Source organism: Streptomyces sp. NK08204, assembly GCF_020400585.1.
GTDB lineage: Bacteria > Actinomycetota > Actinomycetes > Streptomycetales > Streptomycetaceae > Streptomyces.
Window position 1 is genome coordinate 19,879 of the sequence record NZ_JAINVF010000031.1, and the last position, 17,219, is coordinate 37,097.

A 17,219-nucleotide genomic window follows, 5' to 3' on the forward strand; every position below is an offset into this window, starting at 1 on the left:
TGTGCGAGGCCATGTGCCTAATGGGACGAGACGTCACCCCGGCCGCCCGCCTCCGCCGCCCCCGCCGGCTCCCGTGATGGCAGCAACTGCCCGCCCGTGAGCCCGCCCGCCAGCAGCCGTGCCGTCTCCTCCGCCAGTCGCGTCGCCCGCTGGGCCCCCGCCCGCAGTTCGTGCACGTGCCGGAACGCCTCCCCGTACCGCCGCTGCTCCTCCAGCGGCAGCAGGGGCACGCGCAGCCGTCCCGGGCTGACCGTCAGAACGGTGCTGCCGGTCGACGCGCCCGCGATGTTCTCCTCCGCGCCCAGGAAGCCGGCGAGGAACCAGGTGTCCAGGCGGGCCGGGTCCGGGCGGAAGAGGTGGACGTGGGGGCCGAGCAGCGCGCCGGCGTCCGCCTCGTCCGCCACCCGGGCCATCGGGCCGTCCGTGCTCGCGACCGCCCGTACGAGGACGTCGCCGACGGCGATCACGGGTGCCGTGTCGTCGTACAGCCCCATCGGGTCCCCGGTGGGGCCTGACCCGGTCGCGATGTCGGAGCTGGTGAGCACCGGCCGCGTCTCGGGCCTCCCGCCCCCGCCGGTCCCGCCGCTCGCGGCCTGGGCGCGGGTGCGGACGCTGTCCGGCAGGTTGCGCAGCAGGGTGAGCGCCCCGCCGCGCGTGAGGTCGGACGCCGTCGCCGTCCGCCACTGTCGGGCCGTGGCGCCCGCGGCGCTCCAGCCCTCCTGACCGGCCGTCCGCGCGAGGGACTTCGCGGCCTCGACGAGGCTCCGGCGGGTGGCGTCGACGTCGGCCGACAGTTCCGCCGGGTCGACCTCGGCCCGTGATGCCCGGACGAGTCGCGTCGGCGTCAGGTCCACCACGTCGTCGAGCAGGTCCACCACGCCGGTCGCGTGCGCGACGCCGGGCTCGCCCTCGAACGTGTCCGGGCGCTCGGTGAATGCCCGCCAGGCGTTCAGAGCGCGCGCCGTGATCCCGTCCCAGTCCAGAGCGGCGGACCTGCTTCCGCCCCGCGCTCGCGCGGGCACCGCCGTGCCGCCGGGCACCGCCGTGCCGCCGGGCACCGCCGTGCCGCCGGGCACCGCCGTGCCGCCGGGCACCGCCGTGCCGCCGGGCCCGGCCGCTGTCGCCGGTGTTTCCGCCGCCGTGTCGACGAACAGGACCGACTTGCGTTCCGGGCCGCCCGGTTCGGGTCGTTGCAGGACCCAGATGTGGAGGCCGATGTGCAGGGGTACCGACGCGCCGGGCGGCAGGGCGATGACCGCGCGGAGGGCGCCGCTGCGGACGAGTTCGGCCCGTACGCGGCGGCCCGATGCGCGGCCCGCGGTGGCCGGCGGGAGGAGCAGGGCGGCGTGGCCGCCGGGGGTGAGGTGGGAGAGAGCGTGCTGGACCCAGGCCAGCTCGGGCTCGGCGCGGGGCGGTACGCCGTAGGCCCAGCGGGGGTCGTAGGCGAGTTCGTCGTGGCCCCAGTCGCGGTCGCCGAAGGGCGGGTTGCACAGCACGGCGTCGGCGAGGAGGCCGGGGAAGGCGTCGGCGCGGAGGCTGTCGGCGGCGCGTACGGTGACCGTGGCCTCCGGGGCCGTCAGCGTCAGGCTGACGGCGCTGCGGCGGGCCTGCACGGGGAGGGTGTCCTGGCCGTACAGCTCGCTCGCGCCGCGGCGGGCGGCGGCCGCCAGGAGGGTGCCGCTGCCGCAGGCCGGGTCGAGGACGCGGGCGGGGGAGTGGGGGATCAGGCGGGCGAGCAGGTCGGCGAGCGGGGCGGGCGTCTGGTAGGCACCGGAGGCGGCGCTGTCCTCCAGTTCCCGTTCCGCGAGCACGGCCAGGGCGGCCTGGCCGCCCTCGTCGCGTACACACGCGTACAGCGCGCGCAGCACCGGCGCGGCGCCCGGCTCGAAACGGGCGGCGGGCTGCGCGGCCGGTACGGCGTCGGCCGCGGCGGCCGCGTCGAGCTGGGCACGGGCCGCGAGGTCCGCGTCCGGCAGCCGCACGGCGGCCGTCAGTTCCTCCGGTGAGCGGCCGGCCGCGGCGAGGACGAGCAGCAGCAGGTCCTCCGGTGTGCCGCCGCCGTCGCGTGTGTGCAGGCGCAGGGTTGTACGCAGTTCCTCCGCGGGGCTCGCGGCCGAGGTGTGGCCGCGGGAGGCGAGCCAGGCGCGCACGGCTTCCAGGTCGTACAGCGGGCTGCTGTCGGTGCCGCCGGACGGTGCCGGGAAGTCGTCGTGCCGGCGGCGCCAGTTGCTGACCGTGGCCCGGGTGACGCCGGCGATGCGGGAGATCTCGGCGGCGGTCACCTGGGCGGGTGACGCGGATGACTGGGGCATGGGCGGAGTCCCTGGGCCTCTCGGGAGCGGACGTCAACAATCTACAGCACCCGTCAAATCCGTCAAAGCGTTTGACGATGCTTTCACTGACCTGCTTATCTGGTTGCGCTTCCTCCGGAGGGCGTCCGGCAGGCCCTTGTGCTGCGGGCTGCCCTGCCGACCCGCCGACCCGTCGGCCCTCCGGGCCGACCCCGTGAAACGGAGAACGTCATGACCTTTCAGCAGCCCGCTCCCCAGCAGCCCGGACGCGGCCCGCAGGGCGTCACCGGCCTGGCCGCGCCGCACGGAGGGGGCCCGGCCGGCCGCCGCAGGGGATGGCTGAGGTACGGGGCCGTCGCCCTGGTCTCGCTGTTCATCGGCGTCGGGATCGGATCGGGCGACGGTTCGGCCGACACCGGCAAGGGGGCGGCCGGGACGGAGGCCGCCCCGCGTCCCACGGTCACCGTCACGGAGACCGCCGCGGCCGCCGGCTCCAAGCCCGCGCCCACGGTGACCAGGACGGTGACCGCCAAGCCGAAGAAGACGCAGAAGTCCGGGCCGGTGGCCGGCTTCTCCGGCGAGGGGGAGTACCTGGTCGGCGAGGACATCAAGGCCGGCACCTACAAGACGGCCGGGCCCGATGGCGAGTGGGGCTGCTACTGGGAGCGCGCGAAGGACGCCAGCGGCGAGTTCGGCTCCATCATCGCCAACGACAACCTGGAGGGACCGGGACGCGTGACGCTCAACCAGGGGGAGTACTTCAAGACCAACCGGTGCCAGGAGTGGAAGCGGGTCGGCTGAAGCGCGAGACCCACGTGTACGAGTGCCGACGTGCAACTGCCCTTTTTCATGGACGGAGACCGACGGCCTCGTCCGAGAACTGATCCACTGACTGTTCGTCACCGTCCGGTTTCTGATAGTTGTTTCAGCGGGGTACGGGCCTATGCCCGTGGCGGTGTTCCCAGGCACCGCAGGGAGGACGCACATGAGCACCACGACTCGGGACGAGATCCTCGCCGGCGAGCAGCGGGCGGTGGACCACGCGTACGACTGCTACACCAGGAAACTGGCCGAACTGAGCGGCACTTCGGCCGCCACCGCCTCGGCGAGCGGCAAAGACGGAATCGCCAACCGGGCCGGGGCCGAGGCTCGCGCAGAGGCATACGGAGGGCTCGGCGACGAAGCCCTGGTCTTCGCCCGCGTCGACGCGCCGGAGGACCCGGGAGGAGACCCCCGTCCCTGGTACATCGGGCGCCGCGGCGTGCACGACGCCTCGCAGGAGCCGGTGGTCCTGCTATGGACCAGCCCCCTGGCGAAGAAGTGGATCGAGACCCGGCCCGAGAACCCGGGCGAGGTGGTCCTGCGTCGGCAGCTCCGTTGTGTACAGCAGATCGTCGAGAGCTACTTCGATGAGATCTCCTCTCCGATGCCTGTTCCCGTGCCCTTGGCCGTACCCGAGCCCGCCGCCGTACCCGAGCCCGCCGCCGTGCCGGAACCCCGTAAGGCCGCCGATGACAGTGCGGCGGGGGAGACAAAGGCGCCCCCCGCCCCGGAGAGTGCGTCGGCCCCCACGCCCGGCGATGTCGTACGACACCAGCGGCGGAAGGCGCTCCAGCCGGACGACTTCCTGCTGCGGGAGCTCCAGCGGTCGCGTGGCGGCCGGATGAGGGACATCGTCGAGACCATCCGCCGTGACCAGATGGAGCTGGTCACCGGCTCGCCCTCGGACATCCTCGTCGTGCAGGGCGGCCCCGGTACCGGCAAGTCGGCGGTCGGTCTCCACCGAGTGACCTGGCTCGTCAACAACGAGCACTTCAAGGCCCAGGACATCCTCGTCATCGGGCCCCACCAGCGGTTCCTCGACTACGTCGGTCAGGTCCTCCCCACCCTCGGCACCCGGGACGTCAACGCCGTCCAGCTGGACCGGCTGTGGGAGGGCGAGATTCTCGGTGCCGACTCGCCGAAGGCGCGTCTCGTGAAGTCGGACGAGCGCATGGCGGCCGTCCTGCGGCGTCGCGTCGAGAGCGACTACCGGCCTGAGGCTCTCGATGCCCTCACCGTCGATCCCTCTTTCGAGGGCGATGAGCCCGCGATCGTCGTCACCGCCGGCAGCACGACCCTCCGCGTGCCCAAGTCCGAGGTCCTCGCCATCCTCGACCGGGCCCACGCCGGCGACGGGCCCTTCCGGGAGCGGCGCGACCGTTTCCGAGGCCTTTTCGTCGACCGGCTTCTCCAGGAGCTCGCCGACATCGCCCCACGTCGCGGGCAAACCGGCACGATCCGCCGTGACCTGGAGCGCAACCGCCGGGTTGAGCGTCTCGTCGAACGCCTCTGGCCGTCCCCCGGCCCCCGGGAGGCCCTGCGCAGCCTCTACGACTCGGCCGACCTCCTGCGGGACTGCGCCGACGGCATCCTCGACGAGGACGAGCAGGCGGCCCTGCTGCGACCCCGCGCCGCCAGCGCCGACGCCGACCCGTGGACCCTCGACGACCACGTCTGCCTCGAAGAGCTCAGCCTGCTGATCAGCGGCGACACCCCGCCGAGATACGGCCATATCGTCATCGACGAGGCTCAGGACCTCACGCCCATGCAGGCCCGCTCCCTGCGGCGTCGCTGTGCCGTGGGCGGCTCCATGACCGTCCTGGGCGACCTCGCGCAGGCGACGGGTGCCCACATCCCGACGAACTGGGACCTGCTCGGCGCACTTCTCTCCGACCACGGCGACTGGAGCGTGGCTCAGCTCACCACGAGCTACCGTGTCCCCGCCGAAATCATGGACTTCGTCGCTCCGCTCGCACATGCGATCGCTCCGGCCCTGCCGTACCCGCAGGCTGTCCGGGAGGCGGGAGCGGACGCCGTACGGACTGTGGCGACCGAGCCGTGGAAGCTGCTCGACGACACCGTCGCCCACGCGGCCCGGCTCATGGACACCAGCGATGGCAGCACCCCCCGCTCTGTGGCCGTCATCGTTCCTGACGACTCGGACTGGCTGGACGCCATCAGCCGCAGGATCGCCGAGGACGGCGACATCGGCGAGCGGAACGGCAAGGCTGTCTCCGTACTGGCCGCGGCTCAGGTCAAAGGCATGGAGTACGACCACGTCGTGGTCGTCGAGCCCGCCACGATCGCCGACCGCGGCCCCGCCGGTCAGCGCCAGCTGTACGTCGCCCTCACCCGCAGCACCCAGAGCCTGACCGTCCTGCACACCGCCCCGCTGCCGGAGGCGCTCACCGGCGCCGGGGACGCCCAGGCCCCGACGGTGCCCGATGTCCGGCCGGAGGGTGGCGGGGTCGGAAGGCTTCCCCGGATCGGCACCGACGTCCGGGTCGAGGTCGTGGACCGGGCCCCCGGCGGTCGCTTCAAGGTCAAGCCGTTGTCGCCGGTGATCGACCGTCCGCTCGTCCTCACCGTCCGCCATGGGTCGGTTCCCCCGCTGCGGGGGGAGAAGCTGGACTGCTGGGTGTTCGCCAACGAGACGACCCAGACGGTGCTTGCCGCCGACCAGCGTGGTCGGTCACCCGTTTCGGAGCGGATGGCCAGGCGCTACCTCGCGGCACTGGATGTTCTTGGAGAACTGGCCGAGAGCGACAGCGACGTTCCCGACGCCCGCAGCCGTCTCTCCGAACTCCAGGGCATGGCCAACCGCATCCTTCGACGGGACCAGGCCGACTGGGTCGACGTGCTTCACCTGTTCGGCGATCCGGACAGAGAACGACTCGGAGTTCTTCGCGACCTCGCCGCGACGACCAACCGCGCGCTCAAGGAGGGCACTTTCGACGCGGGTCGGCTCGCGGAGGGCTTGGCAGCTTCCGGCTGGGCGGGGCCCCTCGCTGAAGCACGGCGAGAACTCCAGAAGCGCTTCGGCATGGCGACGAAGCCGAACTCCGACGGCGCGGTCCCCGTCGCCCCGACGCAAGCCGATCAGAAGGAAGAAGTGCAGATGACCACCGCGGACACCACCGCCACAACACCGGCCGCCACCGCGAAGGACGGCTTCCTTCGCGCGCTGGAGACGGCCGCCGGCACCGACCGCGCGTGCAAGAAGCACGAAGCGGTTCGTCACGCGCTGAAGGCATCACTCCTCTGGGCGGACCTCCAGCCGACCGACTCAGTGATCGTCGACGTCAGCTGCGTCACCCAGCACGGTCTCTTCCTCTACGAGGCCTTGGGCGCAGGCTGCTCCACCTATGCGGACCTGCGATCGGGCGCGACCCGTCTGCTCGAGATCAACCACACGCTGCCCGAGCCGGCTGACGGCCTCTACCTCGTGCTTGCCGAACCGCCCGCTGAGGACTGGTCTGTAGACATGATTCGCGACGTCTTCCGTGTCAATGTCATCTGGCGCAGCCCGACCGGCTGGGGCGGCGAGAACGCAGACGTCGTTCTTGGAGCCTCTGGATGAGTTCCCCGCCAGGTGGCCGAAGCGCCCGCCGCGCCTCAGTGCCACCGGCGGTCGGACGCCGGGTGTGGGCCGTGGGGGCGGCCGAGCCGGCCACGTTCCCGGATGCCCGGGAGGAGTTGCGCAGCGAGGCCGGTGCGTGGGAGTGGTCTGCCGAGACGGTCGCGAGCTGTCTGGGCGCTCTGGACCCGGAGTTCACGTAGCCGCGGTCAGGCGGCTGCGGATACGGCCGGGTCCAGTCGTTGACTAAGGCCCACGCCGAGTTCACGCGGCGGGGCGTGCGGGGTGACCGTGTCGAGGGGCAGCAGCTGCGAGATGTTGGGGTGTCAGGTGTCCCGGTGCCCGCTCAGAACAGCGCGAGACCCTCGCCGTCGGTGTCCGCGATGACCGGCCGGAACTGGGCCGGGAGGTCGTCCAGGCGGTCAGGACCGGCCGCGGCGGCAACGGCAGGGGCCGTCTCGGCCAACCAGACGCGAAACCGCTCGGCGGCTTCACGGTAGGGGACTTGCGCCAGGACGCGGTGCTCACCGGAGGGGCAGCAGTCGACGGCGACAGTGAGCAGGCAGGAACGGGGCGCGTTCTGGCTGCCTGTCCAGGACACGCGCAGGACACCGCAGGGCTTGCGTCCGCGGGGGGCGCGGTGGGTCGGTCGCAGCGACCGGCAGGCTATGTGGGCCGTCCATGCGGCGAGGTGCGGCAGGGGCAGGGTGGTGCGTGCGCGGCAACCGGGGCAGCGGTGCCAGTGTCGGAGCCAGCCGTCGGTGTCGGTGTGGAAGAGGCGCGTGTAGTGGCTCGCCACGCGGATGTCGTTGCTGTACAGGTGGTCGGGGCGTTCTTGTGTGTTGCAGGACTGGCAGACGGGGGCGCGGACGTAGCCGTGTTCGTGACAGTGGTCGAGGACTGCGGCGGGCGCGGTGCGGCAGACGGCGCACGCCCACTCGGCCACCTTGCGGGAGGTACCGGGCTTCCTGCTGAGCACCGAGTACAGCCGGCCCTTCAGCTCTTCGTTGTACGGGCGCAGTGAGGGGGTGAGGTCCTCGGGGTTCTTCGTCTGCCGGCCGTCGGCGTCTCGGGACTGCCGGGGGGAGGGCGGCTCGGCGGCGGCTGCGCCTGCCTGGCGGGCCCGCGCGGCCTGCAGCCACTGCGCTTCGGCGTGCTCGGCCGTGTCGAGCAGCCTGACGACGGCGCGCGGCAGCCACCACGTCCGTTGCGTCCGGTCGCGGGTCCGCTCCACGAGCACCTGTCGCCAGTCGATCCCCGCCAGATGGTACGGCCGGCCGGTTTCACGGCGTGCTGCCCGCTCGGGGCAGCCCGGCTCCTGCAGTTCCCCCGTGATGCGCCGGCGCCAACGCAGCGGTGTTTCCTCGTCGCACTCCTGCCTCGGCGCACCGCGAAACGGACCGACGCGGACCAGGTCGCGCCGATCCATCCCGACCGCGTTCAGTTCCGAGGCCGCCCGGCGCACTTCGGCCTCCGGAACACTCCACTGACCGCCGCTCGCCCTCACCGTCGCCACCGCGTGGCCGCCGAGCAGGACGTACCCCACCCAGGCACGGGCAGGAGAGCAGGTGAACGCCCCAGAAGCCGTCGGCACAGCGCTGCCGACCGTCAGATCGACCCACAGAGCGTCCGCGGCACCCAGGGTGATCAGGCCGTCCGTACGGCCGGGCATGACAGGCTCCGACATAACGACAGGCTAGCGGCCTGCAAGGCGGCAACGGGCTGCACGCGGAGGACATCGCGAAACCGTCCGTTCGCGGTGGCGCGGCGGGCCCGCGCCGCTCGGTGGGGGAGGAGCGGATGTGCATGCGGCCAGCGTTGCGGCTGCGACCACCGTGTCACGATGAGTGACGCCTGAACGGGAGTCCGCTGTACGCGACGGAGAGCGCCCGTACATCCCGCGTCCGTGACCGGCGGGTGCTCACGCCGCCCGGCGAAGGGCCGCCGGTTCGGCCCCGTGGACGGTGTCGAGAAGCGCCTGTCCCTTCACCAGCCGGATCATCTCGTTCAGGTCGGGGGACATCCAGCGGTCGTCCCCGAGGGGAGGGATGTGCCGGCGGATCTCCTGCCGGATGACCGATGTGCCCGACCCCAGGGGGAGTCCCTGCATGCGGGCGCGGATCAGGTCGATGCCCTGGGCGGACATCAGCATCTGCACCGCGAGGACGGTGTCCATGCGGTCGAGGTTCTCGTGGAGGTCGCGGGCGGAGGCCATGGCCATGGTGTTGTGGTCCTCCTGTCCCGCCTTCGCCGGCCGCGACAGCACACTCGGCGGGTAGGCCCGCACCTGCATCTCCGGTACGAGGGCGGTGGCGACGGTCTGCACCTGCACCATGCCGGAGTTCAGGCCCACGCGGCCCCCGGCGAGGTTGGCGGGCAGGCCGTAGCTCCAGGCCGGCGACATGAGTCGGGCCGACAGTTGCTCGAACAGGACGCCCACGTCGGCGATGTTGCCGTTCAGCCTGTCGATCTCGTGCGCCATCAGGTCGGCGTCGTAGTTCCCGCCCATGACGAACTCGTCCCCGCCACCCGGCCGCGGGAAGACCAGGGGGTTGCTCGTGGAGGAGTTCGCCTCGCGTTCGAGCACCTGGCGCTCGTCGCCGAGCGTCTCGCGCAGCGCGCCGAGGATGTGCGGCGCGGCACGCACCGAGACGGCGTCCTGTACCCGGTCGTGGGTCTCGCCGAGCCGACGGCGACCCGTGTCGGTCATCCATCCGCTGCCCGCGACCAGCGCACGCAGCCGGGCCGCCACGTCGATCTCACCGGGAATGCGGCGCTCGTCGTGGGTGCGGGCGTCCAGGGACTGCTTCTCGGCGCGGGTGGCGTCCATGAACAGGGCGAGTCCGCCCTCGGAGAGGTCTGCCAGCCGCTCCGCGCGCTCGACCGCGTGGGCGAAGGAGGCGGCGACGACCGCGCTTCCGCTGATGACCGGAAGGGCCTCTCCCTGTTCGAGCGTGAAGGAGGGCGCCAGACCCGCCCGGGGCAGCAGCCGCGACGCCGGGGCCACCTCGCCCTGGAACCGGGCCGGAACGGCCTCACCCAGGGCGACCAGACCGGCTTCCGCCATCGGCTGGAGGTCGCCGATGCCCAGTGACCCGATCTGCGGCATCTCGGGAGTGACGCCGGCGTTGACCAGGTCGAGTATTCTCTCGGCGAGTTGCGGACGCACCCCCATCCGGGCCCGGGCCATCTGGTTCGCGCGGATGACCAGCGCGAGCCGGGCCACCTCCGGCGGGAAGGCGGGCCCGACCCCCGCCGCGTTGGAGCGCAGGATGTTGTGTTGGAACCGGAGTTGCTCGTCCGGGGTGAGCGCACGGTCCTTCAAGGGGCCCAGTGCCTGGTTCCATCCGTAGACGCGCTGACCGGAACGCAGCGCGTCGAGCGCCTCCCGGCGGTTCTGCCGCATCCGTTCCCGGGCCTGTGGCGCCAGGTGCACGGAGACCGAGGGAGCGTCGAGGACGGCGAACATCTGCCGGAGGGTCAGGGATTCCCCGTCGAGGACCACGCGCACCGTCGCGGGCCCGCCCGCGGCGGCCGTGGTCCATGCGGGCGGCGCGGCCCCACAGGTGCCGAGGGAGAGAACGAGCGTGGCCACGAGGGGCAGGACCAGCCGGGCAGGGCGGCGCATCACCGACCGCTGTCCGCGGCGGCGCCGCGGCGGGCGTCCGCCGCGCCGGGCCGGGCTGATTCTCTCCTCGCCTATGTCGGCTTTCTCCATGCCGTCCCTCCATGAGAAAGGGGGTGGGGGGCCGTCGCGTGCCTCGCACACACGGGATCGGGGAGCCGGGTGGAGGAAGCCGGACCCTGCACTCCTTGCTTCCCGTGCGCTGTCCGCGGACCGTCCGGGCGCGCCGATGCACCCGACCGCCGGCCGGTGCGGAGGGTGGGGAGGGCTTCGCGCCCGGATCGACGCATGGTGCCGGTGCCTGCAAGGCTGTTGTCGCCAGGCCGATGGTGTCGCCCCACGGCTACACCGTCGCACTGCGTACAAGGCTCCACCACTCAGCGCAGCCATTCGGGGGACCGCGGACCATCTTGTGAACGCCGGTGAGGCGGCGCCGTCTCACCGACACCGCCTCATCGATGTGGCAGACGGTCCACCTATAGTTGGTGCCATGAGCCGTTGGAAGGAGTTGACCGGGGAGACGTCCGGCGAGGACTACGCTGCACGGTTCGCGGCCCTGGCCCTCAGTGGGAAGGATGTGCACGGTGAGGCGCGGTTCTGCGCTGCTCTCGTGCCTGCCGGAGCGCGGGTGTTGGACGCTGGGTGTGGTACCGGACGGGTCATGATCCGGCTGGCGGAGCTCGGGTACGACTGTGTCGGGGTGGATCTTGATGCGTCGATGCTGGCGGTGGCGCAGAAGCAGGCGCCGGGGCTGCCCTGGTTCCAGGCCGATCTGGCCGGGTTCGATCCGAGCCTGCTCGGCATCGCAGCGGACTTCGATCTCGTCGTCGCCGCAGGTAACGTTTTCCCGCTGCTCGCTGCCGGTACCGAGGTCACTGTGGTCAAGCGCCTGGCCGCGGCCCTGCGTCCGGGCGGTCTGATGGTCGCCGGCTTCGGCCTGGACGAGGCCCACCTGCCCGTGCCGCCCAGCATCACGCTGGCAGAGTACGACGACTGCTGTGCCGAAGCCGGCCTCACCCTCGTTGACCGCTTCGCCACCTGGGACGCTGCCCCTTACGACGGCGGCGGCTACGCCGTCAGCGTCCACTGCCGGTGAGGATTCCTTTCAGGCGAGGAGATGCTGGGAGCACCCTGCGGACCCCGCACCATGAGGTGTCCTTGCAGGGGGGGTGGGGTCACCGTACAAGTACACTGCCCAGCGAAAAGTCACGCTTCCCGGGACATACGTCGATCGGAAGTGACCGTGCCGTGGTCGCGGCAACGTGTAACACCAGAACCGCGTACATGTCCGTCGTGGTGGACTTCTGGGGCGACCGTGTCGAGGATACTCCCACCGGCTATAAGAAACTCCAACGCGTTGTCAACGACTTCGTCCCTCGTGAAACAAGAATCTCCACTGCACCGATTGATCTCGATCTTGGATGAGGGTCCGCCTTGCGTTTCGAGGGACTACACGTTAGTCGAGGCGGTAGCAGACCGTTACGGGCAGTCGGGGTGACCACCTATTCGTTTGCTGATCATAAGCGCGTGCATATCCGTTCGGGCTGCCGGCGCAGGGAGCAAGGAGACTCGTGTCGACGATGATTGCCCCACCGGCGATAAAGGGGTGATCCTGCCAGGACGTCACCCACTGGCTGAATTTTACCGTGCCGCCGTCGAGTTTCACGACAACGTAGACACGGCTGCTTCTGGTGTAGTTAGCGCCAGCTAGCTTCAAGTGGCCATCGAATTGGTAACTCCACAGAGTCGGCGCGTCGGCCTGCTCGACCGCCCTGGGCGCCAACGAAGCCGCACGGGAAGCTCCTTGGGATGTTGCGTGTGCCGATGTTGCACCAGGAGCACTGACACTGGTTGCGGCGATCACGGCTGCGATGACGCCGGTCATACGTTGCCAGCGGTGATGCGAGCGAGTAAAGGTACCCATGAGTGTTCCTCGTGGATTGCATAAGAGTCAGGGTTATACCGACTGCTGTTGCGCGAGCCTTTACATGAGGACACGGTAGCGTTTCCGCCCTCCAGGCGTCGCCCTTAACGCCTCCGTAGTTCAGTTTGGCACTGGAGATAGGAATTCGCACCCAGAGCGACAGTGGGCACATCAGCCCCGCCCGTGCCTGACTGGCAGTCCTCTTTCCGTCCGCGTGGCCGGAGGGGTTCGAACAAGGGCCTGGTTCGGGTGAGTCGGCCGGTGCGGGTGCATAGAAAAAGGGCCTTTCGGCAGCTCGCGGTTGTCGAAGCCAGCGAGAGGCAGAAGCCCTGTTGCCGAAGTGTCGCGTGGTCGTGTTCGCCGAGTTAGTTCGTCCACTCCGAGGCGTGACTGTCTCGCCCATCGGTTCAGGAACGCGGCCGACCGGCCGGAGCGCCGGCCTCGGTACGGCTCGGACATGAGCGATGCGGAGTCGGCCCTGGTGCGGGATCTGCTGCCGGTGCCGGGGTGGCTTGCGGGCCGGGGCGGCAGGCCGGAGGGCTACTGCCACTGGCAGATGATCGACGCGGTGCGTCACCTCGTCGACAACGGCGCGACAACGGCATCAAGTGGCGAATATCCCGCCGACTTACCGCCATGGTCACGGGTGTATGCCTCGGACTCAGGTAATACCGACCGAGGTGGCACGGAACCATGTGGTGCGGCGGGAGGACGGCGTGGCGCACCCCCGCAGGCCTCGTCGGCGGGCGTCAGTGGCCGGAGACTCCATAGCGCCTATCCCTCTTGTGGGGCCCACGCACATGCCCTTCCCGGATGACCCTTGCCTAGCGTGTGCGCCGTGCAGACAGCGAAGTCGCACGGTGTGCGGCCAAAGGGGGTCCAGGGGATGCGGTACGGAGGAAACCACCGGGGGTGGTGGCGGCGGCTGCTGCTCGCGTTGCTGGTCTCGGTGGCGGTCGGGCTGCCCGCCGCCGGTGGGAGCGCGGCCGCCGCCGGGCTGCCCTCGTACCTCACCCTGGAGGCGAGCTACGGCGCAGGCACCGTCAGCAACGGCTGGGAGCGGGTGGAGCGTTACCTCGACACCACCAGCGGGTTCCGCACCGAGGGCTTTCCGCAGGACGGCAGGGGTGATCAGGACGGCAAGCGGGTCACCTACTTCGGCGGGGTCTCGCGCCCGTACTCCGGCCGGTTCCTGCTCTACTCGGCGCCCGGCTGGGACACCGGCAGCAGCACCACACCGGTGCTGCTGGTGCACGGTGCCAATGACACCGCGGACCGCGCCTGGGCCAACCCGGGCGAGTCGGGCGGCTACGGGTGCGGCGCCGCGTCCTGTCCGTCCACCGGGCTGATGCAGTACCTGGCCGGGCGCGGGCACCGCGTCTTCGCCGTCGGCTTCGCGCACAAGCAGGGCGACAACCTGATGCAGGCGCAGATCGTCGGCGACGCGATCGCGGTGATCAAGGCGAAGCTGGGCGTCAGCAAGGTCGACCTGGTGGGCTGGAGCAAGGGCGAGATGTCGACCCGGGCGTATGTCTCCTCGGTCAAGCCGAGTTGGGGGCGGTCATACCCGGGGGACGTACGCAGGCTGATCACCGTGGGCGGCCCCAACGGCGGCTACGACTACCCCTACGCGCACGGCTGGGCACATGACTTCTCCATCTGGCCGGAGTGCGGCGGCAAGGTCAATGCCCCCTCCCCGCACTCCTACATGACCTGCTACGGCCTGTACACCGCACACCCCGAGTTCTCCATGACACCCTCCGGCGGCTACGACAACTACCCCGGGCAGCGGCAGATGCTGGCCCGCTGGGACGGGGTGTACGGAGTCGACAGCGCCGCGCAGGACTGGTACACGACCTACTACGGCGGCCAGGGCTTCTACACCGCGGGCAGCGGCATCCAGGCCGCCATCGACGCCGGGTCGCTGATCAAACCGCTGCACGACGCCGGGGTACCCGCCTCCGTCACCACCTATCTTCTGGCCGGCGGCTCCGCCGACGTGCTGGGGATCTTCAACGAGAACCGCGGGCCCAGCGACGGGGTGGTCTTCATCTCCAGCGCGCTGGACACCACCGGCATCGCGACGGTCGGCGGCAAGGCCACCATCTCCGGCGCCAACCACCTGGAGCTGGGCTGGAACAGCTCGGCCGCCGCACAGATCGCCGACTGGCTGGCATAGAAGGACCACACATGAGCGCACATCCCGTCCGTACCCGCCGGGTGCCCACAGACCGGCTGACCATGCAGATCACCGAGGTACGGGAGGAGGGCGAGCCGGTCGTCTTCGTCCACGGCAACGTGTCCTCGGCCGCCTTCTGGCACACCACCCTGACCCTGCTCCCGGAGCGCTACCGACCCGTCGCGCCGGATCTGCGCGGCTTCGGCGGCACCGACCCCCTGCCCATCGACGCCACCCGCGGGCTGCGCGACCATGTGGACGACCTCGCCGCGCTGCTGGCCACCCTCGGGATAGCGCGGGCGCATCTGGTGGGCTGGTCCATGGGCGGCGGCGTGGTCATGCAGTACCTGCGCGAACACCCCGCCGCGGTGCGCTCGCTGACCCTGGTCAACCCGGTCTCCCCCTACGGCTTCGGCGGCACCCGCGGGGCGGAGGGAACCCTCAACTCCGCGGACGGGGCGGGCTCCGGCGGCGGCACCGCCAACCCGGAATTCGTCGCCCGCCTCGCCGAGGGCGACCGCGGCGAGGACTCCCCGCTGTCCCCTCGGGCGGTGCTGGCGAGCTGCTACGTCAAGCCGCCGCTGCGCCCCGACCGCGAGGACGAGTATGTGGAGGCCATGCTCACCACCCGCACCGGAGCGGACCATTATCCGGGCGACACCAAGGCCACCACGGCCTGGCCGGGCGTGGCCCCCGGCGCCCGGGGCGTGCTCAACTCCCTCTCCCCGCTCCACTTCCGGATCGACGACCTGCATCTGATCGACCCCAAGCCGCCGGTGCTCTGGATCCGCGGCGAAGACGATGTCATCGTGTCGGACACCTCGATGTTCGACCTGGCGCATCTGGGCGCGATCGGCGCGGTGCCGGGCTGGGACGGCACCCCCGCCCAGCCGATGGTGGCGCAGACCCGCCATGTCCTGCGGCGCTATGAGGCGTCGGGCGGCGCGGTGCGCGAGGTGTGCATACCCGGCGCCGGACACGCGGTGCACCTGGAACGTACCGAGGAGTTCGGCTCGGCACTGCTGGAGGCCCTGGTATGACGGTGTGCATCACTCGGCAGGGCGCCGTCCGCGGGAGCCTCTCCGCGGACGGGGTGGCGTCCTTCCTGGGCATACCCTACGCCGCGCCGCCCTTCGGTGAGCTGCGGTTCCGCCCGCCGGCCCCGCCCGAGCCGTGGACGGGCGTACGCGACGCCCTGTCGTACGGGCCGACGCCGCCGCGGGCCCCGTACCCGCCGCCCTTCGACGCCCTGGTCCCGGAGGACGTCCGGCCCGGTGAGGACTGCCTGAACCTCAACATCTGGACGCCCGCCCCGGAGCCGGGAGCCGGGCTGCCGGTGATGGTGTGGGTGCACGGTGGGGCGTTCCAGAACGGCTCAGGGTCGACCTCGGGGTACGACGGCGGCGCCTTCGCCCGCGACGGGGTCGTCTGCGTCACCTTCGACTACCGTCTGGGGACGGACGGCTTCCTGCACCTGCCCGGTGCCCCTGACAACCGTGGTCTGCTGGACCAGGTGGCCGCGCTGCGCTGGGTGCGCGAGAACATCGCCGCCTTCGGCGGTGACCCCGACCAGGTGACGGTCTTCGGCGAGTCGGCCGGCGCGATGAGCATCGGTCAGCTGCTCCTGCTGGACGAGGCGCGCGGACTGTTCCGCCGGGCGATCCTGCAGAGCGGCGCCTGCCACCACTTCCTGCCCCCCGCCACGGCTACCAGGATCGCGGCCCATCTGGCGGCCAAGCTCGGTATCGAGCCGACCTCGGACGCCTTCGCCGAGGTCCCGCTCGCCGCACTCATCCCCGCCCAGGGCGAACTCCGCACCGAGCTGAACACCCGCCCGGACCCTGCGCTATGGGGCGAGGCGGTGCTCAACATCATGCCCTTCGAACCGGTGAAGCCCGATCTGTCCCTGCCCGGCCCCGACCTCGGCGTGGAGCTGCTGATCGGCAGCACCCGCGAGGAGTACCGCTTCTTCCTGGTCCCCACCAAGCGCATGGACGCCGTCTCCGAAGACCGTCTGCACGCCATGGCAGCCGCCTACGGCCTCGACCCGGACCAGGCCCTCCCGGTCTACCGTGCCACCCGCCCCACCGCCACCCCGGGCGAACTCCTGGCGGCGCTGGCCACCGACTGGTTCTTCCGCCTTCCCGCGATCCGTCTCGCCGAGGCCGTCCCCGGCTCGTACCTCTACGAGTTCGGCTGGCGCTCCCCGCAGTACGGCGGCCGGCTCGGCGCCTGCCACGCCCTGGACCTGCCCTTCGTCTTCGACCGCCTGCACGACCCGCGCTATGCCGCGCTGCTCGGCCCCTCCCAGCCGCCCCAGACCCTCGCCGACGCGATGCACGGGGCGTGGGTCTCCTTCGCCAAGACGGGCGACCCCGGCTGGCCCGCGTACGACACGGCCACCCGCACCACCATGATGTTCGGCACCGAGCCGGTCCCGGAGGCCGACCCGCGCCCGGTGGAGCGGGCGCTCTGGGAGGGGCGGCGCTGACCCCCGCGCATTCGCCGCGCCGGCAGGTCATAGCGGAAGTGCCGCTGGAGCTGCACCAGGCCCGGCGTGTCCACCAGTTCGCCGAGATGTGCCGCGTGGGCGGAGCGCAGCGGGTCCAGGCTCCCGGCCGTCTGGCGCACCTCTTCCCTGGGGCCTGTCCGATCCGGGCGGCGTCGGGGCCGGCCTCGCTCGCCCCACACCGGCGGCACGGCCATGCCGGACATCGTGACGGCTGCGGATGTGCTGCGCTACGGCGCAACCCCCCGTTGTGGCCGGCGGCCGGGAAGTGGCTGCGTTCTTGAGCCCGTTG

The 17,219-nt window shown here is 71.4% G+C and carries 10 protein-coding genes; 7 read left to right on the forward strand and 3 right to left on the reverse strand.

The annotated features are described in order from the left end of the window. Window positions 1-17: 17 nt before the first annotated feature. Window positions 18-2,312, reverse strand: coding sequence for an N-6 DNA methylase (locus K7G59_RS30730; protein ID WP_225839959.1), 2,295 nt, complete (start codon window positions 2,310-2,312; stop codon window positions 18-20). 210 nt (window positions 2,313-2,522) lie between these two features. Between K7G59_RS30730 and K7G59_RS30735 the strand changes: the two genes are divergently transcribed. The 3 genes from K7G59_RS30735 (at window position 2,523) to K7G59_RS34830 (ending at window position 6,893) form a co-directional block, all read left to right on the forward strand. Beyond that, the gene (locus K7G59_RS30735; RefSeq protein ID WP_225839960.1) at window positions 2,523-3,092 is read left to right on the forward strand and encodes a hypothetical protein; all 570 of its coding nucleotides are present in this window, start codon (window positions 2,523-2,525) and stop codon (window positions 3,090-3,092) included. 184 nt (window positions 3,093-3,276) lie between these two features. Then, complete coding sequence (locus K7G59_RS30740; protein WP_225839961.1) at window positions 3,277-6,693, forward strand: ATP-binding domain-containing protein; 3,417 nt, start codon at window positions 3,277-3,279, stop codon at window positions 6,691-6,693. A 71-nt stretch (window positions 6,694-6,764) separates the two neighbouring features. Next, the gene (locus tag K7G59_RS34830; RefSeq protein WP_263976982.1) at window positions 6,765-6,893 is read left to right on the forward strand and encodes a hypothetical protein; all 129 of its coding nucleotides are present in this window, start codon (window positions 6,765-6,767) and stop codon (window positions 6,891-6,893) included. Window positions 6,894-7,036: 143 nt separating this feature from the next. Here the strand turns inward: K7G59_RS34830 and K7G59_RS30745 are convergent, their stop codons facing one another. Further along, window positions 7,037-8,377, reverse strand: coding sequence for an endonuclease domain-containing protein (locus tag K7G59_RS30745; RefSeq protein ID WP_225839962.1), 1,341 nt, complete (start codon window positions 8,375-8,377; stop codon window positions 7,037-7,039). Window positions 8,378-8,611: 234 nt separating this feature from the next. Then, a complete protein-coding gene (gene hutH, locus K7G59_RS30750; RefSeq protein WP_225839963.1) occupies window positions 8,612-10,408 on the reverse strand; it encodes a histidine ammonia-lyase in 1,797 nt (598 codons plus the stop codon). Window positions 10,409-10,805: 397 nt separating this feature from the next. On the opposite strand from hutH, the gene K7G59_RS30755 reads away from it, so the two are divergent. From K7G59_RS30755 to K7G59_RS30770, 4 genes are all read left to right on the forward strand, one after another. Further along, window positions 10,806-11,411 (forward strand): bifunctional 2-polyprenyl-6-hydroxyphenol methylase/3-demethylubiquinol 3-O-methyltransferase UbiG, encoded by a 606-nt coding sequence (locus tag K7G59_RS30755; protein WP_225839964.1) that lies wholly within the window; start codon window positions 10,806-10,808, stop codon window positions 11,409-11,411. A gap of 1,714 nt (window positions 11,412-13,125) precedes the next feature. Continuing rightward, complete coding sequence (locus K7G59_RS30760; RefSeq protein WP_225839965.1) at window positions 13,126-14,418, forward strand: triacylglycerol lipase; 1,293 nt, start codon at window positions 13,126-13,128, stop codon at window positions 14,416-14,418. A gap of 11 nt (window positions 14,419-14,429) precedes the next feature. After that, the gene (locus tag K7G59_RS30765) at window positions 14,430-15,458 is read left to right on the forward strand and encodes an alpha/beta fold hydrolase (RefSeq protein WP_225839966.1); all 1,029 of its coding nucleotides are present in this window, start codon (window positions 14,430-14,432) and stop codon (window positions 15,456-15,458) included. Beyond that, entirely contained in the window at window positions 15,455-16,909 is a 1,455-nt protein-coding gene (locus K7G59_RS30770; RefSeq protein ID WP_225839967.1) for a carboxylesterase/lipase family protein, read from the forward strand. The genes K7G59_RS30765 and K7G59_RS30770 overlap by 4 nt, the downstream gene beginning before the upstream one ends. The last annotated feature ends 310 nt before the right edge of the window (window positions 16,910-17,219 follow it).